22 protein-coding genes are annotated in these 26860 nt (G+C 45.7%); 12 read left to right on the top strand and 10 right to left on the bottom strand.

Annotated features, from left to right (window positions below; all coding sequences use genetic code 11):
- The first annotated feature begins 12 nt into the window (after positions 1-12).
- From FEN17_RS20320 to FEN17_RS20335, 4 genes are all read left to right on the top strand, one after another.
- Complete coding sequence (locus tag FEN17_RS20320; protein ID WP_138367228.1) at positions 13-969, top strand: dihydrodipicolinate synthase family protein; 957 nt, start codon at positions 13-15, stop codon at positions 967-969.
- Between the two features lie 70 nt (positions 970-1039).
- Entirely contained in the window at positions 1040-1783 is a 744-nt protein-coding gene (locus FEN17_RS20325; RefSeq protein WP_138367884.1) for an SDR family NAD(P)-dependent oxidoreductase, read from the top strand.
- A gap of 33 nt (positions 1784-1816) precedes the next feature.
- Positions 1817-2932, top strand: coding sequence for a hypothetical protein (locus FEN17_RS20330; protein WP_138367229.1), 1116 nt, complete (start codon positions 1817-1819; stop codon positions 2930-2932).
- A gap of 3 nt (positions 2933-2935) precedes the next feature.
- Positions 2936-4345, top strand: a complete 1410-nt coding sequence (locus FEN17_RS20335; RefSeq protein WP_138367230.1) for a Gfo/Idh/MocA family protein — start codon at positions 2936-2938, stop codon at positions 4343-4345.
- On the opposite strand, the gene FEN17_RS20340 is transcribed toward FEN17_RS20335, so the two are convergent.
- A complete protein-coding gene (locus FEN17_RS20340; protein WP_138367231.1) occupies positions 4340-4681 on the bottom strand; it encodes a cupin domain-containing protein in 342 nt (113 codons plus the stop codon). The genes FEN17_RS20335 and FEN17_RS20340 overlap by 6 nt on opposite strands.
- A gap of 122 nt (positions 4682-4803) precedes the next feature.
- On the opposite strand from FEN17_RS20340, the gene FEN17_RS20345 reads away from it, so the two are divergent.
- From FEN17_RS20345 to FEN17_RS20370, 6 genes are all read left to right on the top strand, one after another.
- Entirely contained in the window at positions 4804-5361 is a 558-nt protein-coding gene (locus FEN17_RS20345) for a hypothetical protein (RefSeq protein WP_138367232.1), read from the top strand.
- A gap of 145 nt (positions 5362-5506) precedes the next feature.
- Positions 5507-6061, top strand: a complete 555-nt coding sequence (locus FEN17_RS20350; RefSeq protein WP_138367233.1) for a carboxymuconolactone decarboxylase family protein — start codon at positions 5507-5509, stop codon at positions 6059-6061.
- A gap of 173 nt (positions 6062-6234) precedes the next feature.
- On the top strand, positions 6235-6810 hold the full coding sequence (locus FEN17_RS20355; RefSeq protein ID WP_138367234.1) for a carboxymuconolactone decarboxylase family protein: 576 nt from the start codon (positions 6235-6237) through the stop codon (positions 6808-6810).
- Positions 6811-6829: 19 nt separating this feature from the next.
- Entirely contained in the window at positions 6830-9601 is a 2772-nt protein-coding gene (locus tag FEN17_RS20360; RefSeq protein WP_138367235.1) for a TonB-dependent receptor, read from the top strand.
- Between the two features lie 4 nt (positions 9602-9605).
- Positions 9606-10826 carry an MFS transporter gene (locus tag FEN17_RS20365; RefSeq protein WP_229208918.1) on the top strand — a complete coding sequence of 407 codons (1221 nt, stop codon included), beginning with the start codon at positions 9606-9608 and terminating at the stop codon, positions 10824-10826.
- 107 nt (positions 10827-10933) lie between these two features.
- Positions 10934-12079, top strand: coding sequence for a DUF3179 domain-containing (seleno)protein (locus FEN17_RS20370; RefSeq protein ID WP_138367236.1), 1146 nt, complete (start codon positions 10934-10936; stop codon positions 12077-12079).
- Positions 12080-12182: 103 nt separating this feature from the next.
- Here FEN17_RS20370 and FEN17_RS20375 read toward each other — a convergent pair whose 3' ends face one another.
- From FEN17_RS20375 to FEN17_RS20415, 9 genes are all read right to left on the bottom strand, one after another.
- On the bottom strand, positions 12183-12755 hold the full coding sequence (locus tag FEN17_RS20375; RefSeq protein ID WP_138367237.1) for a hypothetical protein: 573 nt from the start codon (positions 12753-12755) through the stop codon (positions 12183-12185).
- A complete protein-coding gene (locus FEN17_RS20380; protein ID WP_138367238.1) occupies positions 12746-13303 on the bottom strand; it encodes a T9SS type B sorting domain-containing protein in 558 nt (185 codons plus the stop codon). Before FEN17_RS20380 ends, FEN17_RS20375 begins: the two co-directional genes overlap by 10 nt.
- 59 nt (positions 13304-13362) lie before the next feature.
- Positions 13363-13794 (bottom strand): hypothetical protein, encoded by a 432-nt coding sequence (locus FEN17_RS20385; RefSeq protein WP_138367239.1) that lies wholly within the window; start codon positions 13792-13794, stop codon positions 13363-13365.
- Between the two features lie 95 nt (positions 13795-13889).
- Positions 13890-14060 carry a hypothetical protein gene (locus FEN17_RS27530; protein WP_205748180.1) on the bottom strand — a complete coding sequence of 57 codons (171 nt, stop codon included), beginning with the start codon at positions 14058-14060 and terminating at the stop codon, positions 13890-13892.
- A 760-nt stretch (positions 14061-14820) separates the two neighbouring features.
- Positions 14821-15114, bottom strand: coding sequence for a magnesium and cobalt transport protein CorA (locus FEN17_RS20395; RefSeq protein ID WP_138367241.1), 294 nt, complete (start codon positions 15112-15114; stop codon positions 14821-14823).
- 4 nt (positions 15115-15118) lie between these two features.
- Positions 15119-21163, bottom strand: coding sequence for an FG-GAP-like repeat-containing protein (locus FEN17_RS20400; RefSeq protein WP_138367242.1), 6045 nt, complete (start codon positions 21161-21163; stop codon positions 15119-15121).
- Between the two features lie 122 nt (positions 21164-21285).
- Positions 21286-22734: a hypothetical protein gene (locus FEN17_RS20405; protein WP_138367243.1), complete on the bottom strand. Its 1449-nt coding sequence runs from the start codon at positions 22732-22734 to the stop codon at positions 21286-21288.
- A gap of 90 nt (positions 22735-22824) precedes the next feature.
- Positions 22825-23358 (bottom strand): RNA polymerase sigma factor, encoded by a 534-nt coding sequence (locus FEN17_RS20410; protein ID WP_138367244.1) that lies wholly within the window; start codon positions 23356-23358, stop codon positions 22825-22827.
- A 62-nt stretch (positions 23359-23420) separates the two neighbouring features.
- Complete coding sequence (locus FEN17_RS20415; protein ID WP_138367245.1) at positions 23421-24197, bottom strand: hypothetical protein; 777 nt, start codon at positions 24195-24197, stop codon at positions 23421-23423.
- A gap of 250 nt (positions 24198-24447) precedes the next feature.
- On the opposite strand from FEN17_RS20415, the gene FEN17_RS20420 reads away from it, so the two are divergent.
- Positions 24448-25869, top strand: coding sequence for an MBOAT family O-acyltransferase (locus tag FEN17_RS20420; protein ID WP_138367246.1), 1422 nt, complete (start codon positions 24448-24450; stop codon positions 25867-25869).
- 215 nt (positions 25870-26084) lie between these two features.
- Complete coding sequence (locus tag FEN17_RS20425; RefSeq protein ID WP_138367247.1) at positions 26085-26795, top strand: hypothetical protein; 711 nt, start codon at positions 26085-26087, stop codon at positions 26793-26795.
- The last annotated feature ends 65 nt before the right edge of the window (positions 26796-26860 follow it).

Genomic DNA, 26860 nt, shown 5'->3' on the forward strand with positions numbered 1-26860 from the left:
AAAATGATGAAGATGAATTCAGAGAACGAATTGTTTGGAGTGGTGCCAATCATCCCGACTCCATTTACTGAGGATGAGGAGATTGACGAAGATGCCCTCCGCAGCCTGATTGATTTTGCCATCGCCGGCGGAATTGAAGCGGTATGCCTCCCCGCGTATGCGAGCGAATTTTACAAACTGACTGACGACGAGAAATTGCAGGTGGTGCGGATTGCTGTGGAACATGCGGCGGGGCGCATCAAGATTGTAGCGCAGAGCAACCATCCTTCGCTGAAAATTGCGATGAAGCTGGCGAAGGCCAATGTGGAAGCCGGTGCCGACGTGGTTTCCCTGGCAGTACCCCGGATTTTCGGCCTGCCGGAAGCGTCTCTCAAAGAATATCTTTCAGGGTTTCTAAAATCGATACCCAATACCCCGGTTCTGATCCAGGATTTCAACCCTGGCGGCTCGTCGATCAGCGTGGAGTTTATTAAAAACCTGATGGACGAAAATCCGAACTTTAAATACCTCAAACTGGAAGAGCCGCTTTGCGCACCAAAATTTGAGGCGATTATCAAGGCTACCGGTGACAAAGTGGGCTTGTTTGAAGGCTGGGGTGGTTTGTATATGCTTGAACTGGTGCCGATTGGCATCCGCGGCGTGATGCCTGGACTGGCCGTGGCCGACATTCTTCAAAAAGTTTTCAATCTGCGTGCTGCGGGTTACCACGGGCGGGCATTCGACCTGTTTGAGAAAGTGATGCCCCAAATATTTTTCTCGCTGCAAAACATGGAGCTTTTCCATTATGCCGAAAAAGAACTGCTCATCGCGCGGGGCGTTTTGAAAAACAGTATCGCACGAAAAGCGGCTTACATTCCCGATCCTTCGTCGATTGCATATATCAAAGAATTGAATCAGCGGGTGATGGACGTTTTGGCCGACGAGAGCTGGGAAATCAAGCCTTTGGAAACATCTTTGGCAAAAGAATAGTTAGATTTTTTTAATAACGTCCTTTACTAACCGGGCAAAGTTAAATATGGCTAAACGTTCACCGGGTAAAATGAGCAGTTTCAGTAATCAAGTAGTCATTGTTACCGGAGCGGCTTCGGGTCTTGGGCTGGTTATCGCCCACAAAATTCTAAACGAGGGGGCGTATGTGGGGTTGTTCGATATTAATGAAAAGGCGCTGCGCGAGCACTTTGTGGACCACGAAAAATATGAGGAGCTGATCGGGCTGGACCTGACGGTGGAATCGGAAGTGGAAGCCGCAGTAACCCGGATCGTCGAACGTTTTGGCAAGATTGACGTCCTCATCAACTGCGCGGGGATCACCGGCGCAACCAATCTGAAAAGTCATGAAGTAAGTACCGAAAACCTCCAAAAGGTCTTCAATATCAACTTTATGAGCAGCTTTTACACGGCGAAGGCAGTGCTGCCGCACATGCTGGCCAACAATTACGGCCGTATTTTGCACATTGCATCCATTGCCGGTAAAGAAGGAAACGCAGGTATGCTGGCCTACTCGGCTTCCAAAGCCGCGGTAATCGGGATGACCAAAGTACAGGGTAAAGAATACGCGGAAACCGGCATTACCGTGAATGCGCTCGCGCCTGCCGTGATCCAGACGCCGCTGGTGGATGCCATGCCCGAAACGCAGGTAAAGTATATGACCGATAAAATTCCTATGAAGCGCACGGGAACATTGGAAGAAGCCGCGAATATGGCCGCATTCATTGTATCGCCCGAATGCAGCTTCACCACCGGGTTCACATTCGACCTTTCCGGCGGCAGGGCCACTTACTAATGCCCTGCGACCCAGGGCGCAAGACGAATCATCATGAAAGAAAATCAGATCCACTTTATATTCCCGGTGGAAGGCGATATGCTGCACACTTGGGACGGTCGCGTCCCGGACGGAATTGTCACGGACAATCATTTAAAGTCAACCGCCAAGATAGCCGCGCCGGCGGGTTCAGAAATCTTTGTTAATGGTATTAAAGCGATTGAAAAAGACAACTTTTTCGAAGCGGAAATCCAGCTCACTGATTTTGAAAATACATTAACTGCGGAGAATGTCACGACAGGCGAGAAAGCGAGCGCAAAAGCCTACTGGCTGAAAAATTTCGCGGGTGGTTACCGGCTTTCCATTGACGATAACATTTGGTTTTTACGTGATATCCAGCAAAATAAGGATGTGTACCAGTCGCTTTTTGAAAATCCGTTTTTGGGTTTTTTGAGAGAGGTTAACATTCAGTATGGTACCAAAATCCACCTGAACCTTTTTTATCAGACCGACGGCTTCAATCTTTCTGAATTTACCGATCAGTATAAAAATGAATGGAAAGACAATGCAAACTGGCTGCGGTTAAGCTTCCACGCGCTCGGCGAGTTTCCCGACAAACCATACATTGACGCGGGTTATGACGAAGTAAAAAGAGATTGCGACCTGATCATGGGCGAAATCCGCCGGTTTGCGGGCGAGGAAGTGATGGGCTCTGTGACGACGATACATTGGGGCGAAGCGACCGCGGAAGGTTCCAGGGCGATGCGCGACGCGGGTTATACCGGTCAGCTAGGCTATTTTAATGTGGATGATGACCAATATTCGGCCTCTTACTACCTGACCGTGGAGCAGCGGCGTAACCTGAAAAAGCGGTTTGTCTGGCGGGATACCGATCAGGATATCACATTTATCCGCGCCAGTATTGTGATTGACAAAACGGATCTGAACCACATTGCGGCACATTTGAGCAGTCACAAAAAAGCGGGTACCAAACCGCCTTTCCTGGATTTGCTGGTGCACGAGCAATATTTTTATCCATTTTACGAAAACTACGAACCCGACTACCGCGAGCGAATCCTTACGGCGGTAAAATGGGCGGACGACAACGGGTACCACCCCGCTTTTCTTACAGAGTCGATTTCGAATGAGCCGGCAGGCGCACTACATTAAGTTATGAAGCAGGATCGCAGGGATTTTATCAAACTGACCGGCCTCGGGCTGGCTTCGGGCAGCAGCTTGTCGGCTTTTGGCGGCAGTGCTCGAACTGAAAACGTCGGGTCGGGACTACGAGCGCAGTCGTCGGCACAACAATTCAATATGTGCAACTATGCGGCTCCCAAGCTGCCAACTGTACGTATAGGGTTTATCGGTTTGGGTAACCGGGGCATGGCGGCGGTGGAGCGGATGAATAAAATTGCGGGCGTGGAGATCAAAGCATTGTGTGATCTCCGTCCAGAAAAAGTGGCCGAGGCGACCAAAATGACGGAAGCGACCGGCCACAAACCGCAGGGGTTTCATACCAGTCCGGATGCCTGGAAAAAGCTTTGCGAACTTGACCTTGACCTGATTTACATTGTGACGCCCTGGGCGCTGCACACGCCGATGGCGGTTTTTTCCATGAATCACGGAAAACATGTATGCGTGGAAGTACCCGCAGCGAAGACAATTGAAGAATGCTGGCAGCTGGTGGAAACTTCGGAGAAGACCAAAAAGCATTGCATGATGACCGAAAATTGCTGCTACGATTTCTCGGAGCTGCTGACATTGAACATGGCGCGGCAGGGGTTTTTCGGAGAGATCGTGCACGGCGAGGGCGCTTACATTCACAATTTACAGGAGTATGTGTTTGACAAAAAGCGGTTTTACCAAATGTGGGAGCTGAAAGAAATTTCCCAGCGCACCGGAAATCTCTACCCGACCCACGGCCTCGGCCCGATTTGTCAGGTGATGAACATTAACCGTGGTGACGCTATGGATTACCTCGTTTCGATGTCGTCCAATGATTTTATCATGAATGAAACTGCGAAGAATCTGGCAGCGAAGGATGACTTTTTCAAGCCTTTTGTCAACAAGCCTTATAACGGTATGATGAACACATCGACCATTAAAACGAAGAAGGGCAAAACGATTATGGTCCAGTTTGATATTGCCTCGCCGAGGCCTTATTCAAGGATACAAATGATCAGCGGCACGAAAGGATCAGCATTAAAATATCCGGAGCCGGCGCGGTACTCGCAGGGTCACGAGTGGCTTTCGCCGGAGGCTTACAAAGAAATTGAAGCCAAGTATACGCCCCCGATTGTGAAGAAAATCGGGGAGATGGCGAAGAAGGTAGGCGGGCACGGCGGCATGGATTTCCTGATGGACTGGCGCACCATCGACTGCCTCCGAAACGGCCTCCCGCTCGACCAGGATGTATATGACGCCGCATTGTGGAGCTCAATCTCGCCGCTTAGCGAGTGGTCGGTGGCGCACCGCTCCAATTCCATCGACGTGCCGGATTTCACCCGCGGCGCCTGGAAAACCAATGTGCCGGTAGACATCTCCATGGAAAAAGGCGGAAATACCGAAGTGAAATTATAAGGTATTCTTTTCTAGCTCAATAAAATCCTCCCGCGGCGGCGTAAAACAATCGATGACCTTGCAGGCTGTAATGGCTACCGCGGAATGCGGCGCGTGCGGCGGAATGTAAGCCGACATGCCGGTGGTCAGCAGCATTTTCTCGCCGGCTACGGTAAACTCAATTTCACCTTCCAGGATATGGCACCATTGTTCGTGAAAGTGGCTGTGCTCGGGCAGCACCGTGCCGTGATCAATGGTAAAGTGTCCGAAAGTCTGGTTTTCCGAATGCGCAAGTGTCCCATAAATCCCGTCCCAGATTTTGACAACTTTTTTGGTATTGAAGTTTACAAAAGGCATATCCCAATATTATTTAGGTATTTTCTATAAATTGTAAACAAAAATAGGGCGAAAAGCTGCGAAACGTTCAAAAGGTTTTTTTACATTTGCCAGAATCTCTATAAAATTTCAATATTTAAGCATTGCGCAGGATTTTATCCATATTGCTTTTGGGGCTTTTGCTTTACAACATGGTGGGCTACTCGCTGGTCTACCTGTCGGAAGAAAGGCTTGTTGTAAGCGAAAAAGGAAAAGATTTTGTACAACAAACTGCTGGTTCTGCTGACATTATTATCAAAGTACCGGTAGCAGTACCTTATCAGAACAACTGGGATGCCCCTGAGCCTGTCACCGGACAGATCGAGCATGAAGGGCAGTTTTACCAGATGAAGAGCCAGCAGCTTATCAATGATACCTTGTATGTGCAATGCGAGGTGGACCAGAATGCCAGGGATCGTTTTACCGAGCTGGTTTCCAAAGTGAATGACCAGGTGACCGGCCAGTCGGCAGAGTCTCAAAAAGGCCAGCATTCGCATATTTTAAAGAATTTCCTGAAAGAATACATGAGCCTCGGCCGCAAGCATACCTTCTACGTGCTTGAATGGACCGCAGCTGCTAACCATTCTTTCCAATATGTTGCTCCTTCTCCATTATCTGAGCAGCATTTTAAAATCCCATCCCCACCACCCGATCTGGCTTAGTATTTCCTTTTTTTGCTCCTGAGAAAATCACGTTTACGCGTGGTTGAGTTGCATGCATTCACAGTGTTTTTGGGTTATTTCAAAAACAACAAAATGTCGCAGCAGCAGGAGAGAAACTGATTTACCTAAAACAGATTTCTTCCAAATGGCACATATTACCTTACCCGACGAATCGCTTCCCGGCATCGTAGGACTATTCAACTTCCGCCCCGAAACAACCGGAGCACTTCAACTGATTGCCGAAACATTGCTGCGGGGCGAATCGTCCCTGACAAGCGGCGAGCGCGAACTGATTGCCGCCCATGTTTCTTACCTCAACAACTGTCATTTCTGCCACACTTCGCACGCTTCCGCGGCGATGGCGCACCTGGAATGCGACCTCAGCCTGATCGATGACATTAAGCAGGGTTTCAACCAGATCGAGATTTCTCCTAAGCTTCGTGCGCTGCTGAACATTGCCGGCAAAGTACAGAAAAGCGGCAAAGAAGTAAAAGAAAGCGACATCGAAGCCGCCCGCGAACAAGGCGCCACCGACCGCGAAATCCACGACGCCGTCTTGATCGCCGCCACCTTCTGCATGTTCAACCGCTACGTTGACGGCCTGGGCACCTGGGCACCTCAGGAAAATGAGGCGTATAGGGAAATGGGACAGCGGATGGCGTTTACGGGGTATGTGAGGTATGCTGAGGCAGACCTGTAGGGAGTAATAGTCATTGGTTGTCATTTATTGTCATTTATAGTCATTTGTTGTCAGGTATTGTAAAAACAATCAATGACAACAAATGACCCAATGACAACAAATGACAAAACCTGACCACACCTGACAATCCCTGACCACACCTGACCCATTTACAAATTTCAACTTCAAGTACCATGCCTTATATCCCCCTTCCGGACCATTTGCCGGGAATTACTGGTTTGCTGGAATATAGCCAGGTTACTGCGCATCCGATACGGATTTTGACGCAGACTTTGTTGCGCGGTGAGTCGACTTTGACGGCGGCTGAGCGTGAGCTGATTGCGACGATTGTGTCGCATAATAATGAGTGTAAGTTTTGCACGGCGGCGCATACGGCTGCGGCGGATGTGCTTTTGGGCGAGCATGAAACCTGCGAAATTATGAAGCAGGATATTGACGCTGCGCCGGTGAGCGAGAAAATGAAGGCTTTGCTGAAAATCGCGAAGCAGGTGCAAGTGAGCGGAAAAGCGGTTACCGCCGATGCGATCGCGCTGGCGAAAGAGCGCGGCGCTACTGACATTGAAATCCACGATACCGTGCTGATCGCCGCCTTGTTTTGCCTGTACAACCGCTATGTAGATGGAATGGCGACCGTCGCGCCATCGGACCCTGCCTTTTACACAGGTTTGGGACAGCGGCTTAAAGAGCACGGATACAACAGATTACCCAACGGTTACGACCATTTAAAAACACAAGTTCAACCTTCCTGAGATTCGAAAAGACATTTATATGAAAAAACATTTACCTCTTCTGTGCATTTTGCTTTGCGTGTTTTTCCTCCAAAACGCCCTGGCTCAGTCGACTAAAATTTCGGGTAACATTTTTGACAGTGAGTCACAAAAACCCATTTCAGGCGCTTCTATTAAAGTAAAAGGAAAAAATACCGGTGCGATTTCCAATGCCGACGGATACTTTGAATTAAAATCCAATACCCCTGCGACGCTTGTTATTTCGCTGATCGGCTATGCGACTCAGGAAACGGAAGTGGCTTCTTCGGAAAGTTTGAGAATTAATCTGGTACAGTCCATTGAGGAGCTGAATCAGGTGGTAATTACGGCTTCCCGGATGGAAGAGAGCATTTTGCGTTCTCCGGTGAGTATTGAAAAAATGGATTCACGCGCGGTGCAGCAGACGCCTTCCGCCAACTATTTCGATGGTTTGGTGAATATGAAATCGCTGGATATGGTCACCAGCAGCCTGACTTACAAGCAGATCAACACCCGCGGATTTAACAGTACCGGTAACTCTCGCTTTTTACAACTCGTGGATGGGGTGGACAACCAGCCTTCCGGATTGGGTTTTGCGATGGGTAACCTCTTTGGTCCGCACGACATTGACGTGGAAAGCGTGGAGCTCATCCCCGGCGCGGCTTCTGCGCTTTACGGCCCGATTGCTTTTAACGGAATGCTGAATACCCGCACGAAAAATCCTTTTGAATACCAGGGATTGAGCGCGCAAACAAAATTTGGCGTAAATCACATTGGCGACGGTACCGGTCTCGGCGCAAAACCAATGTACGACCTCGCAATCCGCTATGCACAGGCTTTTAACAACAAATTTGCATTCAAAATCAATGTTTCCTATTTGAGAGGAACCGACTGGTATGCAAATGATTACACCGACATTGACCCAAATACCCCCGAAGCAAACCGCGGCCCGAACAATCCCGGCAAAAACCAGCTGAACATTTACGGCGACGAGGTAGCGCAGACGCTTCCGAACATTGGCCGCGTGTCGCGTACGGGTTACGAAGAAAAAGACCTGGCCACTTACGGGGTTTACAGTTTCAAATCGAGCGCGGCGCTGCATTACCGCATTACCGACAAACTGGAAGTGATTTACCAGGCGAATTTCAACCAGGGTACCGCTCAGTATACGGGTAGTAACCGCTTCGTAATCAACGATTTCAAGTTCATGCAGCACAAACTTGAACTGAAAGGCAGCAACTTTTATGTGCGTGCCTACACTAATAATGAATACTCGACCAACTCGTACAACACCCGCGCGCTTGGTCAGCAGATCAACCGTACCTGGGTGAAAGACCTGGCAGGAAATACGGTGACGCCCGATAAGGCAGATGCGACCTGGTTTGAAAGATATGCAGCCGCCTATAATGGTGCGGTAACCGGGGTAACCTTGAAAGACCCTAATTCTGCCCGCGCTTTTGCCGATCAGGGCATGATCATGCCGGGCACTTCAGAATTCAATGCTGCGAAGGACCGGCTGATCCAGACCCGCGGACTATCCGGGGCAGGTATCCTCAGCGAATGCAGCCTGCGCCACTTGGAAGGAATGTATGATTTTAGCTCCGCGTTGAAATTTGTGAATTTACAGGTGGGCGGGAATTATCGGAAATACTATCTGAATACAGGCGGAACATTGTTTGATGATAAGGATAAGAACCTCACTAACAGCGAGTACGGCGTTTTTGCCCAGCTTTCGAAATCATTCTGGAAAGATGTTTTGAAACTGACATTATCAGGACGCTACGATAAAAACGAAAACTTTGACGGCCGCTTTACGCCACGTGCTTCCGCGGTTTTTTCACCAACAGAAAATCATCACTTCCGAGTTTCTTACCAAACAGGTTTTCGTAACCCAACGATCGGCGACCAGTACATTAAGCTGAATGTAGGCCCAATCATCATCCTCGGCGGCGCGCCGGTGAACTCGGCGGGTTTAAATGCCTACGAAAACTCGGTGACGATCAACTCGTTCTCGCAATTTGCCAGTGCTTTCGGGGCGGATATGCAAAAAGGAACACCGTTTCCGCAGGCCGTCGCTAATAATAAAGACAAGCTGGTGAAGTCGAATGTGCCTTATATCAAATCTGAAAAAGTAAAGAGCTACGAAATCGGCTATAAAGGCCTGATTGCCAAGAAGCTGCTTTTTGACATTAACTATTATTACAGCCAGTACACGGATTTTATGATCAATACCGTGGTGGCCAGAGCGAATTCACCGATTTTATTAGCCGATGGATCCGTTAACCCTGCCGCAGCCGCGGAACTTCTGGGTGCAGACAGACAACTATTCCAGTTGTATACCAATGCTGCCGACAAAGTTTCGATCCAGGGTGTAAGTGCGGGGTTAACTTACTCTTTACCAAAAAATTATAAGCTGGGCGTGAATGCGACTTTCATTGAATTCAATCTGAAAAACGCAGATCCAAACAACATTCCGGCTTTCAACACACCCAAAACAAAGACCAACGTAACATTCGGCAACGCAAAGCTGACCGAGAATTTTGGCTTTAATGTGGCGTGGCACTGGCAGAGCGCCTTCGACTGGTACGGGACATTCACCGAAATGCGTCCGGGCCGCGTGAAGGCTTACAACTTGCTGGACGCACAGGTAAGCTACCGCATCCCAAGCCTGAAAACGGTGGTGAAAGTAGGTGGGTCCAACATTGCCAACAAATACATTGTGCAGGCATACGGCTCGCCGGCAGTGGGCGGATTGTATTATGTGAGCTTGAATTTTGATCAGTTATTCAGATAAAATTATGATGCAGACCCTGGACGTAATTGATTTGGAAGCAAAGAGTATTTCTGGAAAATGGCTCGCATTTGGCTTGTGCGCAGTGAGTTATATCCTCAGCGGCACGGTGTCGACATTGATGTCGGTGTACCTGCCGGTAGCGATTCCTGAGCTAAGAGGGGAGGCCGTGAGCCAGGCGCAGCTGGGAGAAATGGGTGCGTATGTTAGTGCGATTTACCTGTACGGCTGGATGGTCGGCGGCTTGCTCTTCGGTGTAGTAAGCGACCGCATCGGCCGGGTAAAATCCCTCGCGCTGGTCACCGGGCTCTACGGGCTTTGCACCGTGCTGATCACATTGGTCCCCGATTGGTATTCTTTGCTGGCACTGCGTTTTTTCGCCGGAATGGGCGTCGGCGGTGTACTGCTGATCTCGACGGTTTACATTTCCGAAATCTGGGAAGAACGCAGCCGGGCCGTCATGCTGGGAATCCTGGCAGTTTGTTTCCCGATCGGCATTGTCACGACGGGTAGCCTCAATTTAATCTTTTCACATTGGCGCACTGCATTCGGGATCGGGGTGATTCCTGTGCTTGCGGCCGTACTTATTCTTTTCCTGGCGCCAGAATCAGGCAAGTGGCGGATCACAAAAACCGTCAGCAGGGACGTAGAAAGCCTTTTTGATAAAAATAACCGGCCTAATGTGATTTCCGGTGCATTGATTTTTGGCTGCGTGCTGATCAGCTTGTGGGGAATTTTCTCATGGCTGCCCACCTGGGCGCAAACATTGCTCGCGGAAGGCGAAGCCGGGCAGAAAGAGCGTGGGCTCATCATGATCCTCCTCGGTATGGGCGGTATTATTGGCGGGGTGTTTTCAGGGATTTTTATCAACCGTTTTGGCAAGAAAAAAACCTTGATCGGCACATTCACACTTTGCGTAGTGATGTGCTTTGTCCTTTTCCTGACCAACAGCAGCTTTACCAGCATTATTTATATAGAAACTGCCGCGCTCGCTTTCGGCTTCGGGATCAGTCAGGGCGCTTTGTCGAGCTACATTCCGGAGTTGTTCCCGATCTCGATCCGCGGCACGGCAACTGGTTTTTGTTTCAATGTCGGAAGGTTTTTTACTGCCACCGCAGTATTTTTTATCGGATCACTGGTGAGTGTACTGGGAGGTTTTGGCAATGCATTGCTTGTGTTTACGCTGCCTTTTGTTATCGCGCTCATTATCACTGCCAGAAGCAGATGATCCATTTTATCGTATTATCATAGGTTAATATATTAGGCAAACGGGTTTGCTCAATAGCGAACCCGTTTCTTTGTTTTTTACACAGTGTGACAGTAAAATTTGTATATATGAAAAAACTCTTCTACCTCGGAATTATCGGCATTATCCTTTACGAAATCGCGAAGGTGTATTTTATCATGCCTATGCCGGGCAGCCAGCGGATGAACAGCATTGATGCCGCTTATTTTCTGCATGTTTGGCGATGGGAGTTCAGGATCGTTTTATGGGCGCTGATCCTCATCGGGTCGTTTTCTGTTTTTAGCGGAAAAAGAAAGTGGATACCTGCACTTTTTCCGCTGATTGCGGTCGGACTGATTTACGCGACCAACTACGAGATGGCGGCGGATACGATGTTTTACCAGCCGAATGTGGTCTCTATGCAAGATTCGGCGGCAAATAAAGTAGGCCTGGAAAGGCTGGTGATCGGGACGGAAATCAACGGCGAAGCGAAGGCTTACCCAATACAATTTATTGGCTATCACCACCAGGTGCGCGATACCCTGGGCGGCATGCCGATCATGGTGACTTATTGCACCGTCTGCCGCACCGGGCGGGTTTTCGAGCCGACCGTAGACCGCAGGCCGGAAACTTTCCGACTGGTAGGTATGGATCATTTTAATGCCATGTTTGAAGACGAGCAAACCGGAAGCTGGTGGCGGCAGGCAAACGGAGAAGCGATTGCCGGACCATTAAAAGGCAAAATGTTACCAGAACTTCCAAGTTCTCAAACTTCCCTCGCCGAGTGGCTGAAACTACATCCGGACAGCAAAATCATGCAGCCCGACCCGGTATACCAGGCCAAATACGACTCGATGAGCCGCTACGAAACCGGCCTTGGCAGATCGGAGTTGACAAAAACAGACACTACTTCATGGAAAGACAAATCGTGGGTGGTAGGTGTGCAGGTCAAGGGCAAAAGCAAGGCATTCGACTGGCAGCGATTGAAAAAAGAGCGGGCTGTAAATGATCAGGTGGGCAATGTGCCCGTGGTGCTGGTACTTGCCAAAGACAACAAAAGTTTTTTTGCCTTTGAAAAACCAGAAAACAATCAAAAGGTCGCGATTCGAAACGATTCACTTTTTGCAGGAAACATGGCTTACAATCTTTTGGGAAAACGCATTTCGGGTACTGGTGACGATCTGCGCCGAATTAATGCATATCAGGAATTCTGGCATAGCTGGCGCACTTTCCATCCGGATACCCAAAAATATTGATCATATTTGGAGTTTTACATTTTTATCAAAACTACATTTACCACAGCAGACTTGTCGAGAATGTAGGCAAAAATTATCAGATTTAGCCACCCGAAAATTTAAGTTAAAGTGTTCCAATTTTCACAATCGACTGGTTATTTTCAAGGTTTACATCGCCTCCGGAGCCGCCAATTATAGTAACTGAAAGGTTTTGAAGCGTTCCTGCTGCTACCCCGGATTTCCGTTTTATACTGAAGCCGATAGTTGCACTGGCTCCCTGCGCTATCTTTATTCCAGGTTTTGAAGTGGCAATGATGAAATTTGCATTTTCAGTGAAGTCCCAGTTGTTGTTTTGATTTTGAACACCGCCTGAAACTCCCGAAAGTCCGTTTATTAGGGGATAGGTAATTTGAAAAGAAGAAAGTTTGCTAATACGAAATATAACCGAGCCTGAGGTCTCAGTATTATTAATTTCAAAAATATTGACTATAAAATCCCGAAGACCTTCTTCTGCAAAAAGTAACCCGTCCATTTCAAGGGTGGGTGTAAGATCGGGTGCAGCATTACGTCTAATTCTGTTACCCGCAGTATCGTAAAAAAATGCTGTGGCTTGCGAAAATGAAAAATTGGGATAAGTTAATAGCAAGAATAGGCAGCAGAGCGATCTCATATTTAAATTTAAGTTTTCTAGAAACATTCCTTTTCCAAGTTGTTGCGGGTCTTGTCCAGCTCCCCGTCCTTGCCGACCTGCGCGGGATAAAAGCAACCGTCTTTTGTTTTAAATACAGCCATTTCCTTTTTGCAGGGGATTGCACAAGCCTCACCTTCAATGACGTAAATGTGGTGATCACGACTTTGGACCTCCATACCATAAAAGAACGGTCCACTATAAACGCTGCCGTCATAACGCATCCCATCCCAGGCATTTTCTCTCAGATTTTCAGCGTCGACAAACGTAACCCCACGCCAGAGCAGGGTATCCTTATTGGGAGTAAGGATCGTCAGGTTGACCAGCGCCAGCACCTCTGAATTAATTGAAGGCATAAAAATATCATTGATCCCATCGCCATTAGGCGTAAATACATTGGGAATATAAATGCGGGTACCATTTCCTTCAAAAGTAACCGGCTTCGTGCCACAACATGATTCGTAGCCTTCGGGGATAGGGACTGGGTTTTCGGGAGCTTGTGCGTTGCAGTTTAGAAAGGTGAATGTGATGAAGAAAATCAGGATGTAGTTTTTCATGGATGAAGAATAGTGAGGATCAAATTAAATTGTTATTCCTGCTCGCTTTTGGTAGACCCCTAGCGTGTACTTATCAGTGCAATCAGTACCAGGTTGACACCGAGCCCAATCCCCCAGTTTGACCACACCTTTCGCTGCTTAATTTTCTTCGCTTTTTTGGTGTAAGCTTTAAAGTACTCGGGCTGTCTGAAGAGTTCTTCATTCGGATATCCCAAGTTTTCAATTTTTGGACTGGTTGATGCACATAGAATTGCGGGGACTAAGCCGATAACAGGTGAAAAGAGGCTTGTAACCAATGTTCCCGCGGCGGCTCCTTTGTACCTCTTGTAATATCTGCCGGCATCTATCTGCCCTTTAATACTCAAATTTTCAGGTTTAGGAACCGTGTAAAGATGTTGACGCTGGATGGTTATAGTAGAATCTCCGAAGTTTTGTGCGAGACAGCGAATTGAGCAGAACAAGATGAAAGACAAGAGTAAATATTTTGTCATTTTTTACTGATAGTTGAATGTGGTGAACTAATTATTGCTTCTAAGTATATTTTCTGTGGGCATATTACTCAAGCTCGTTTAAGTGAGCATAAGTGCTATTTATAGGTATTTATTTGCAGTAAATCTCGTAGTTCTCTGAATGCACTATCCTTTTCTAATTCTTGGTTTGGCTCTAAAAGAATATGTAAAATCTGCTCGTTATTTTCATAATTTTTAACAGTAATACCCAGCCAACCTAATTCCCAGAAGCATATTTCTACCTGCATCGGAGGGGTAGTGAAAAGGACCTGATGGAGTGAACCGAAATCACTTTTCTCATAGAACCTTCGGTCCAGGTCGTAACCTGATAAAAATAGCATGCATTGTTTTTTAAACCATTCAACATTCCTATTAGTTAACATAGATTCACGATTTGTATTGCTAATATTCACAATTGTTACCTAATCATTTTTTGATAATGTTAGCTAGCTAAATCCGAATTAAAGAATTCGATTTTTTATCGGTGGTAGTGGATTATTTAACGGTTTGGGAAGTTGAATAAATCGAATTTATTCTAGCTGTCTATTGAAATAGTAAGTGTCCTGTAAAATATTGATGTATAGATATTTTATCGTATATTTTAGTCATGTACAGATGTTCTTTTTACTTGCTCGTCTGCGTATATTTCGAAGGGATATGGACGGGTGTCGATTATAAGTTCAGATACTTCCCATCCCACCATTATCCATTGAAGATACCAATAGTTCGCCTTTTCAATTTTTGGATATTTTCATAAATGACTTTTCTGTCAATAGATCAAGAAGTCTTTTTTCTTGCGATGTCGGTGTTCTTAATATCATGCGTTCTTCCTCCTTAAATCGGCCTTAAAGGCTATACAATCTATTTTTTTCTTCCCCCAATTCCGTAAGTTGATTGGTTAATTACTGGAACGTACTGTTTATAATATTTAAATAAAGAGCATCTGGGCATAGCGCACTCGTGCCGAGCACTTTATCCAGGGAGCTACACCTTTACCATTGAATTTTTTCAAATACAGATATTTAGTTTTTCTTTGGTCTCCTGTATTTTTTCTTTAAGCTGCGTGGCCGTGTAAAAAGCTTTCGGGTATGATTTGTGATCCTCCTCAAATTCGGAATATCGACTCGCTATTTTGTCAAGCTCTGAGAAGTTTCTCTTTTCTAATTCTGTTAAATCATTATCACTTATTTCTAAGCTATACGAATAATAAAATTCATCGCAGAAATCTCTTTCTGTCATTTGGCCTAAAAGATATTGGTCGATTAGCCAATAAAGTCTTCGTTTATCATTTTTCTCGAACATGATTTTATTTGATTGGTGATAAAGGGCCTAAAGCCCTTGTGTCGTATTTAAAATGCCAAATTGAGTTAGACGCTTTGTCATAAAGAACTTCGAGGTTATATGGTTTTCCGTTTTTCCAGATTTGTTGATAATGCATTAGAGCGTTAGAGCCACCGGGATCTGCGAAACCTTTTGTATTCTTAATTACGTCGTCTAAAATATGTATTGGAACCTTACGAGCAGGATTGGAAAAGTGCCCTGCGGCAGTTTTACCGAAGTTAATAATCTCTGTTCCCCCTTTAGCAAAGCGTGTACCTTGACCAACAACTTCCCCAGATTTCACTCCCCCGAATGAGTTCGCAATACTCCCATCCCCCAACTCAGCATTGACAAATGTCAAATCTCCGCCGCCAACATTCTGCCATTGCCCGGTTTGGGAACGAGACCGTCCCTGGCTTGTGAGCATAGATCCGTTATTGAACGAAAACAAACCGGCTCCAGATGCCTTTGGTGCCCCGGTCCAAAAGTTTTTGCCATGGCCCGCTGCGTCCAGTCCACCTAATACGCCACCGGCAAGTCCTCCTACACCAACGCCGATAGCCCAATCTTTAACAGAGTAACTGTCGTGAAAATAGGCGGCATTTCCAAGTCCCTGAATCAATCCTCCTGTGGCTGCACCTGTGGCTCCCGCAACTGCACCACCAGTAAAACTCGCGGCACTCAGTCCTAATGCCGAGGTTGCCGCGCCACCGGTAGCTGCCGTAACAGCGCCCGCCGCTGCCCCAATCCCAAATGCAATAGCACCATCTTTAAAGCTATGTATTTTTCCTTGAAATGCTTTTAGTCCCAAATTGACAACGCCACCGACCGCCGCTCCAATAACAATGTGAACCCACTCGCCATCCGGGTCGGTGTATACCAACGGATTATTATTCGCATACGAATACCGGTTATAAGCCTGCGTACTCCCCGGATCAGCCACATAATTATCAACACTCAAAACCCTCCCCACGACCGGGTCATACAACCGCCCATTCATGTTGATGACATTAAAATTCGTCAAATGCTCGTGGCCGGTAAAGCCGCGGTACAGGTAGCTGGTGGGTGCGGGTACATTCACGTAATCCCAGTTTGTCGGATGACGGAGGCGGCCCCAGGCGTCGAAGTTCTGGTCGAGCAGGACACTGCCGTTTTGGGCAGTCATGGTCAGCAGGGAGCCGAGGTGGTCGGTGTAGGTGTAGTAATATTGATCGGCGCCGTTTTCTCGGATCACGATGGCGATCATGCCAGCGGGTGCGTGGATGTAATGCAAATGCTTGTCGGCAATGCCGGGCGTCACATCCTTTTCGTAGTTGTTGGCAAAATAATAATGCGTGTTGATCAGCGCCGCGTTCTTTTTCATGACACCTTTTAATCGCTGGTAATCTGCGCCGTAGGTGTAAGTAAGTTCGTATGGCTGGCCTGAGCCGTTTTCGGTAATTTTTTCAGGCTGGTTGAAGGCGGTATAAGTAATGTCTTGGGTCAGGATCGGGATGGCCGTGGTAGGGGAAATCACACCGGTTAATGCATTTATCTTTGTCTGATCATAGCTGAAAGTCTGCCCTGCATCGCTTTTGGAACTGATATTTCCAGAGGGCTGGTAGGTGACAGTCTGCGCAACTTTGCCCGTCACAGTGGCCGAGAGCAGCCTGTCCAGGTTGTCGTAGACGAATGTTTCCTCCTTGTTTTTAACGTTATCCTTTCTCTTGCTAAGGTTACCTTTGGCAAAGTCCCAGGTGAGTTCCAGGTTTTGGATACCGGCCGTGGCAAATAGCGTCGGTATGCCATAATTGTAACTGATCGTAGAAGACTTACCATTACCGAGCGTATAGGCGGTATTTTGACCTAATCCGTTCATCCCCGTATTGGTGTAGAGCGTTACAGCATTGTTTGCGTTCTTAATGGTTGTCGGATAGGCATTGGCATCATAAGCATGATTGGTCCCAAAGCCGGAAGGATAGGAAACCGAAGTGATATCCCCATACACATTATATCCGTAGGTAGTTGTGTAGGCCGATGCGTCCACAGTTTGTTTCAGCGTCTGTAAGCGGCCCAGTGCATCATAAGTATATTCGTCCAGGGTACCTGCGAAGCCGGTTACTTTTTTCAGCTGGTTAACCGACGCCCCGGTTCCTGACGGGTAATATTCATACGTTGATGTCCCCTCCGGCCCGCTGCGACTGGTATTTCTGCCTAGCAGATCGTAGAGCATGGTATGCGTTTTTCCGTTTGCGTTGGTCTGTGATGCCAATTGTCCCAATGCATTGTAATCGTAGCTGGTAGCGCCGGCATTCAGGTCGGTCAACTTGGTTTGCATTCCCTGCGCGTCGTACTCGCTGGAAGTCAAGACAATACCTGCGTTTTTGACTTCTTTCAATCCGCCGTGACTGTAATAGGTATATTCCAACTGGCCTCCGTTATCCGTTGCGCCTGTTGTTTTGCCGGTAGCGTCGGTTTTACGGGATGTGCTTTGGCCCGAGGAAGTGGTGGTTGTCGTCAGTATCCCGCCAGCGTAAGCGTAGGAAACGGTCGAGCTGGTCAATGCATTGGATGTGCCAATGATCCGGTTGAAGGGGTCACCGGCGTCGTAGCTATTGGTGGTTGTCAGCACAGGTTCGCCGGATTTGACAGGCTGTGTAGAAGTAACCACATTACCCCGGTTGTCATAAGTCTGGGTACTGGTGGTCCAGCCCGATGGGAAGGCTTCGGTTTGTGATTTAATTTCCCGGCCCAGCAGATCGTGCCAGGTTTTTACATCCGGTTTTCCGGGATGGGTTGTCAGATCAAACCAGATTGCGCCGTTTGCAATATCCCAGCCGTAAGAGTGCCCAACTGTGTAGCCTTCGGGGTATTTCGTGGATTGTGATCTTCCAAAAGCATCATAGGTGAATGTAGTAACCAGCCCGTCAATACTTGTCGATGTCAGCGGTTTACCCCATTTAGGGTCAAATGTGGCTGAGGAGATCTGCCCCAGCTCATTCGTATTTGACTCGGGATACCTGCCTTTGGTATCATAAGTTGCGGAAATCGATCGGGCCGGTAAGCCGGTCGGCGCGATGGTCGTTTTTTTGAGATTCCCCAGTGGAAAATACTCATACGATGCAGAGACGCTTTTTGGAAGACCTGAAAAATCCGTTTTTGACATCAGCTGGCCTAGCGCATTGTACCCCATCGTGGTCGTGGCAGTAAATGTCGATTGTCCGCTTCTTGTCGTAGCGATTGTGGCAGAAGTTGGTTTGTTTGGAATAATGCCAGGGTAAGCGCCGAATGTCGTTTTGGTCACAGTCGTTTCAACATTGTTATTGTTGACCGTGCTCTGGGTGACGTTGCCGTAATTGTCAAAAGTGTCATTTACAGTGCTGGCTGTTCTCCCTTCAAAAACATTGCTTTCCGCTATGCTTTTCACCCTGTACAAAAACCGCTTGCTACCCGCCACACCTTGCTGTACGATTTCATTGGTCAATGTTGTTTCGCTGATCAGCGCATTTCCGGCTGTCCAGTAAGTCCCTGTCTTTTTTGGAAATGAAGCGTAATAAGTTGCATTGAATTCATTTTCTGAGACAGACTGGATCCCGCTCACTTTATCCTGCACAATGATTTTTTTGAAACCGAGTAAACCCTTGCCGGGCCGGTGCAGCCGTGCGTCTTCATAACTGTATTGCGTCACATTCTCGCCGCCGATGCCATTTTGCACAATGAATTGAAAAGCTGCATTCAAAGGCAACTGGACGCTGTTGAGCGGATAAGTTGAGTTTGCACCCTTCGTATAAAAGCTGCCGCCTTCCGAGAATGTTTTGTAATACCAGGTAGAGACATGCCCGAAGCCATTTGCGACCTTGTGCAGCAGGTTTTCTTTTCCGGAGGGTTTGAATTTGAAAAGCGGATATGGGTCTTGGTAGAATTTGACGCTCATTATATCCGATTTTCCATCGCCATCCATTTCCGTGGCGTATGAATCAGAGCTACTTACGTAATCTGCCAGATCACTCTGGATGCTGAAAAAATCGTAGCCACGACTGTAATAGACGTTCAATTTGGCTGCTTGTAAATTAAAGTCATTTTTACCGTGATAAATGTCCGTTTTTCCATCTCCATTAAAATCGGCAAGATTGACGTGGTGGTTTTTGTAATATTCTTTGGTGATATCTGGAATCTGAACCCAGGTAAATGTGGACGGAATGTAAACGGCTCCGGTCGAAATTGCCTTGGTCCAGGTGGCTGAATTATCCGTGAGGGAAGCTCTTGTTAATAAGTCTGTTTTCCGATCGCCATTGAAGTCCCCGAAATAAACGAGGTGATCTTTGGTTGGAAAATTGGAAGTGTAAATTTGCCGTGCAGAGTTTCCGTCGAGCGTGAAAATTTCGCAAAGATTGTCTCTGATCAACATCAGATCACTCTTGCCATCGCCATTGAAATCCAACACATAAATCTTATCCGCACTCGCCCAGTCAGATACTGGAAAATCTGTTGCACCGCTTATTCCGATGCTTCCGCAAGCGCCTCCCTGAATATAGTTTGTGCATAAAAACGGTAGGTAGGTATTAAGATCATTGCCGAGTATTGTGATGTACTCTGTTATACCATCTCCATCAAAATCCCCTGGGAAGAAATAATTTCCCTTCGCATGGATCTTGAAATAATTGGGCTGAATGCTGCGCAGATGTTTAATTAGTGACTGACCAGAATTGGAAGTCTCATAAATGATCACACTGTCAAGCTTGCTATAAGAACCAGCATTGGTAACTTTCAGGTTGACAATATCATCCAGGCCATCGCCTGTGTAATCGCCCGCCAGGATATTATAATTGTTTGGGACCTTTTGTTCCCTAATCATTGAGTAAGTCGTTGGCAACATCACCTTCGGTCCGTTAGTCAATTCGGACGTACCTGGTTGGGAAAGATGAAGCCGAAAACTTTCGTGATAATTGACATAAGGAATGCCAGAATTAACAGACTTTGCGGTCATTATATCGGTTTTTCCGTCTCCATTGAAATCTCCGAAATAAGAATCGTTGGCGTCGAGATCGCCGGTAGCAAGCAGTCCGTCCTGAAACGCAATAGGCATTTCGCCATATTTGAAAATGGTCGAATTCAGCTTGCTACCGTCCGAACCCGACTCTGTCACCTCCCGCAGGAAAGAATTAATGTTATCCCAGCTATAACCGAATTGATAGGTCTTGAAAGCACTTCCGTCGGCGGTAATTGTTATTTTATCTAATAAATATTTGCTGGCGATAAGTGAGTTGCCGATGTATTGGCCATTAATATCCCCACGGATTTTATATTCGAATTTGATCTTGTTGTAAGGCAGCAGACCGGTCACTGAATTTCCGGTATAATTAATTTCATCAATCCGCGCGTCGCGATCTATATTTAAATATTTAAAATCAATATAATTTCCGTCTGGATTTTTGACCCTGTTAAGACGCCAGAATACAACATTGACATTCGCTTCATCCATCATTCGGGAATCGGTGGTGTTACCAAATTCCATTTCAACCCCATCTTTTGTAAGCACTTTGAACCAGGTAGGGCCCGCGCCGCTGATGCCATTGGAAGTAATGCTTACAAAATTCTCGCTTTCCGTAGCGTAAGTAGCGCCGCTTGCGCCATAGGTCCCGGCGAGGCCGAGCAACCGTTGTCCATTCCATACAAACCGGTCTTTGCCGCTGAAATCCAGTGTAGTAACCTGGCCATCGTGATAGATATTCTGACCAGCACGGCTGATTACCGAAAGCCCTGAAATGTTCCAGCCATTGCCTACCGGCCCGCTGCCAAGACCTGAATTATAATCGATTGAGATCGCAGGTACGACACCATTTGTGCCAGGCGGAACCGCTATGGGAACAGAATAAGTTGCGCTGCCGGACGATACGCCGCCACTCCCGGCTACACTTCCAACCGGCAAAGCAGGATTTACAACTTTGGTGAATGTCTGGTTTGTGTACAGTGGCGTCGTGTAGTCCACATTTTGCGCCAGTGCCAGGAATTTTGTGAAGAATAAAAGAAGATGCAGGAAAAGTTTTCTCATTTTTCCGCGCGGAGGTTAGAATTTTCTTAGCCACTTCTGACTAATGCACGGAAGTAATAGGAGTATCGTAGGATTATAACAATCCGTCTTTCCAACGGTCGATATGACTTAACCTTCGGTTTTTACCAAACCAAAAACCGCAGATAAACCTGCCCATTCAAAGTCCTCAGCGGAAAATCCTGAGATTTTGAAACATTATTAAGTGGCAGAATTACATTGAAACCAAGCTGAAAACGGCCTGGTGTAAACGCAAGTCCGGCTTTCACTGCAAAAAGGTGGGGCGTAATGTATTGCGACATTTCTTTTGATTTCAATGTGCTCAACTTTTCATCCAGAAATTTGCCCTGCCAGTTTTCGAATTGCGGCCGGAATAATGCTGCTGTGAAAAGGCTGTAAGAAACTCCCGCGTTCAAAGCGAGAAGTCGGGTGAGGTGATACTGGTACTGCAGGCTGAAATTCAGGCCTGTGGATTTGAGAAACCTTTTGTTATGGTAAGATTTGGAAGAATCGGTATTCGATGAATCCGGCAGGCGACTGACGGTTTTATTGTCGCCAAAATAGGATTGATAAGGCGAGAATGTAAACGTTGCGCTGCTCTTTTTCCAGTTTTTGGTTACAAAAATGCCAGGTATCACATGCCGCCCAATGTGGTTAATGCTATCCGCGCCGGTCAAAAGATATTTTGTGGTGTTCAAAGAGGAATTCAAAGACCAATCAAGCCCGACATGAAAACTGCGATCACTTGTAATTTTTTCTTTTTCAGGCTGTTTTAGTGGATTTTTCGCAATAACCTTCTTCGTCAAATGCGGATCAAAATTAGCAAATTGAGCATTGCGGGATTTTAAAATTTGAATGTTGATTTGTTTTTCTGCGGATAGTATTGGCTCCGTTTTTTTAGCTGAAAATACATTAGGAAGGTCTGTTTTTACTTCATGTTTCTCATTTCCCTGATTTGCTGATTTACTAAATCGCTTATCATTACGGAAAACACTAACCGCCGAATTGTTATTTTCTGAGTTATTAAATTCTGCACGATTTGTTCTTTTTGAGTTATTAAATTTTACTTGATTCGTTCTTTTTGAAAACCGTGCTATATTTTCTGAATTATCTTTTGGTTTACCAATATTTGAACTAATCATTTTTTCATGGCTAACAGATTTCTCTGTATTATTTCTATCACTACCCGACGATATTAACCTTTCATTGAACGTCAGTTTTTCTGAATCAGCATTATTGCTGAATGTACTGTCAGATTTAATTGAAAGCTTACCCTTACTTTCAAGCAGTACACTATCAATATTATTTGAAGTGTTTTCTGTAATATGTTCAGCTTTTACTTCACTCGGCGCATTTATAGTGATTTCAGATTTTATATTTCGAGCAGATTTTTGATTATTATTTGATTCAATATCCGCGTTAAACGTTTTATAAATAACAACTGCGGAAACTGAAAGCACTGTTGATGAGATTAAAATCACACTTTTGAGTTTGGTTAGACCTGAAAACCATTTTCCGGCTTGTCCCGAAGCTGCACCACCAGCACCGGCGGCAGCATTCAACATATTGTCCATTCCTGCCCAGGCGTCGTCGGCCGGGACCTCAGGCTCGGGGAGCTGGTCGCGAAAAAATTTACCGATATGTGTGTCTTTCTTTTTCACGCCTTAAAGTGATTTTTCAAAAATGCGCCTGAGCCGGGTGCGGCTTTCACTCAAATGCCATTTTACAGTTCCGTCGCTGATATTCAGCGCCTCCGCAATTTCTTTTATCGAAAATCCATCTATATAATGCAACCCACAAATACGCCGCGTGGCTACCGGAAGTTGCAATAAATAAATATGGATGTCACCCGCCGCAAGTTGGTCAAACGGATTTGAACCAGATTCAAATCCCATCCGATCATCGATTTCATCGTATTCGAAAGTCTGTGTTTTGCGGTCGCGAAGTAATGTTAATGCTGCATTTCTTACGATTGTATACATCCAGCTAAAAAATTCACCTTTCCCGGAATCATATTGATCCATGTTTTGGAAAACTTTAAGCATACCATTATTGATCGCTGTGAGAATGTCATGTTTGTCCTCAAAGAAATTTCTGCAAAGCGCAAAAAGGACAGGATAAAATTGGCGGTACAATTTTTCCTGGCTTTTACGGTCTTTGTTCCGGCAACCGGCCAATATTTCTTTTAAATTCTCCAAACTTGGGGATTAGAGTAGGCTGGCAACATGGCATTGCCAGCCCAAAAGTTTACGCAAACTATTTAAATGGATTTGGTTGTAAAAACCACCCCGCTTTCATACGGCCAATCAAATTCATATTTTGCTCCAGATTTTTTAAATGAGCCTTTGTAAGTTTTGTTATTGAATAAGATCTCAATTTTTCCTTCGAATGCCTGGCCGGTAGGATTGACAAAGTAACGCATGCTCTCTGGCTTTTTCTCTCCGGAATCACACATTAGGCTTGTTATGATACCCTGATAATCGAGTTTGAAAAGGTCACCTGTCCGTTCGGAATAAGTTAACAGCTGATTGTTTACGCAATTATAACTGTTAGTAGTTATCGCAGTGAACATAAGTATATTGTTTGTATCGGAACGGAATGCAGGTGTAATCCTTAAAATTTCATTTTCCTTGAAAACCTGATTGCCAGACGGCGGCGAATAAATTTCGTTAGTCACATTTACATCAATATATGCGGTATCGAAACTCATACTATCAACGGCCATCACTCGAAAATTTCCGGCATTCTGGAAGTAAATCTGACTTTTTGCGCCCATATTGATCACGGTCTGCGCCGGACTTACACGCCACACCACAGAGGTACTTTTCGCGTCGGTTAATGTGAAATTAATGGGTTCCTTTTGTTTGATGCCGGTCACCTTATCCGTGGCAATCCTCGATGAGGCAGAATCTTCACTCGCTCCGGTACGTATGTCGGAGTTCACAGGCGCAACCTGGTCCATTTTACTTCTCTCGCAGGCAACAAGCTGCATAAAAAACAGCACCATGCACAGCATCAGCAACTTTTCGGTCTTCATGACTTTAAAAATTTAGTGTTGAACAAAAAATGAACAGCGGCGCCCTGTCAATAAAATAAACTACACGAGGTGGGGGGAAGGTTGGGTATGGGTGAGGAAATTTTTTTAAGTGGAGCAAAAAAACCTTTAAATAAGTCAAACGAACCTCAGGGTCATTTTCTTTGTAGCAGCGCTTGCATATGGTTACATTTAGATCTGGCCTGTCCTTTCAGGCCGCGTAACAACTATCCAGTCTTGAAAGACTTTTCACATGCTATTTAACAGTTTTGAATTTGTACTACTTGTTGCTGTCTCATTTGCAGTTTATTACGCCGGGTTTCTCAAACATTTTCAGGTTCATACATTAATTACCGCGAGCCTGTTTTTTTATGGTTATTCCAATCCAGGGTTACTGGCGCTGTTTTTGGCCTCAGTCGTCATAAATGTCAGCACCAGCTATTTAGTGGTTTATGGAAAGCCGGAAAGGCAAAAGTTATTTGCGACGATCGGTGTTATTATAAATCTTTCTATTCTGGCTTTCTTTAAATATGGTGTCCTGGTTGGGAGCCTGTTTTTCAATTCCAATAGCAGCGCCGGCTCTTTCCTTCTGAACATTCCTCTTCCCATAGGTATTTCGTTTTTTACATTTGAAGGTATCAGCCTTCTGATTGATGCTTTTAAAGATAGAAAAAGGGCTGAGTTTCAGAATCTGGTTCCACGATCATTTAAAACCCATATTCTCAATACAACTTTCTTTGTTGCTTTCTTTCCGCATTTGATTGCCGGGCCGATTCTGAAAGCGCACGATTTCATTCCTCAAATTGGCACAAAGTATTTAAAGCAGATAAACTGGGAGTCTTGTTACAAGAATTTGGTGATGGGCTACTTTCTAAAAATGGTCATTGCAGATCAGATAAGCCAACATACATTCTGGATCCAGTATCCCTATTTTGAAGGGCATTCTTCCACGGTTCTCATCGCAATGCTGTTTGGTTATTCTATGCAGATCTTCGCAGATTTTGCCGGTTATTCACTGATTGCGATCGGTGTAGCCGGTTTGTTTGGATATAGACTGATGGAGAATTTTAATTTTCCTTATATCTCTACTTCATTTTCCGAATTCTGGCGCAGGTGGCACATTTCTCTTTCGACTTTTTTGAAGGAATATCTTTATATCCCGCTAGGAGGTAATCATAAAGGGAAAGCCAGAACCTACCTCAATTTGATAATTACGATGGTTTTAGGTGGTCTTTGGCATGGAGCTGCATCGAGTTATGCGATTTGGGGCGCATTTCATGGGATTGCGCTGGCAAGTGAACGCCTGCTTACCAGTTCTTCTAAAAAGCAGCAGGAAAAGCCCAACCTGGTTAGGGAAATTGCGGGTGGTTTTATCGTTTTTTCATTTGTATCACTGGCCTGGCTCTTATTCAAGCTCACGGATATTACGCATGTTTTCAAATATTTTCAGGCTATCGTGAATAACACCAAAAAAGAAACTTCCAGTAAAATCATTGTTTTCATATTAATTTATTCAGTACCAGTAATCCTCTATCATGCCATTTATCTTGGTAAGAAATACGCATTTATAAATACTGCACTTCGGGTTTTAGCGCCTGTTGCTTATGCAATAATGCTTTTTATGATTATCACAAATAGTGGAATTGGAGGAGATTTTATCTATTTCCAGTTTTAATGTCTTTTTCTGAATATTAATTGATTATGATCCGGACTTCTTTACTTCTAGTAGCGATCTTTTTAATTTGTTATGAGCTTTTGATCCGCTCGACCAATGTCTGGTGGACTATCGGTCAGAATCAATGGCAGGCTAATATCATCAGGGCAAATAATTTTATTTTTTCCGATCATCAGTACGACAATGTGATGGTTGGGTCATCGGTGGCTGTCAAATTGAGTTCGAAAATTTCAAAAGACAGTTTGCCTGATAATTTTTATAATCTTTCTTTCGATGGTCTTTCTGCCCTGGACGGTCTGCTTATCCTTGAAAAGTTGAGTTCTTCACCAAAGCAGGTATTTATTGAGACGAATATTTTAATGCGGCGGGAAGATAAAATCTTTCAAAGTGCGCTTTTTTCTCCGGTCATGTTTTCATTAAAGCGTTTTTTCGAATCATTCAGGGAAAGTCATCAGCCCGTGGAAGTTTTGGCACGAATTACTACACCGAGAAAATCACACCCCGATAGTTTAGCATTTGAACCGCTCAAAGAACTCGTCAGAGATGAAGCCGTTTACCGAAGCATGCTAAAAATAAAAATAGATAAGAGTACGATCCCGATGCCGGAAGGGGAGGTTGCAGATCAGATGGGCAGGCTAAAAAAATTGGTTACCCAATTGCAGGCAAGAGGTGTTCAGGTTGTTTTTTTCGAGGTTCCGGTTGATCCTGCCGCGTGTGGTCTTGCGGCTCAGGTACAACTGCGGCAAGCAGTGAAAAAGGTTTTTAAGCCGCTGGGCTGCAAGTTTATATCAGTTCCCGATTGTAACGGCTACATTACTTCTGATGGTACTCACCTGGACAGAGTAAGTGCTTATAAATTTTTAAACTATTTCAGGCATGAGCTTGAAAAAGTGTCTTCAGGTAGGTCTGTCATTTCTCAACTGTAAGCGATAAGCGATTGCACTTCTTCAAATAGCTGCGCGCCCATGGCACTATTTTATTAGTAATAAAG

This window comes from Dyadobacter luticola (genome assembly GCF_005860805.1).
Taxonomy (GTDB): domain Bacteria; phylum Bacteroidota; class Bacteroidia; order Cytophagales; family Spirosomataceae; genus Dyadobacter; species Dyadobacter luticola.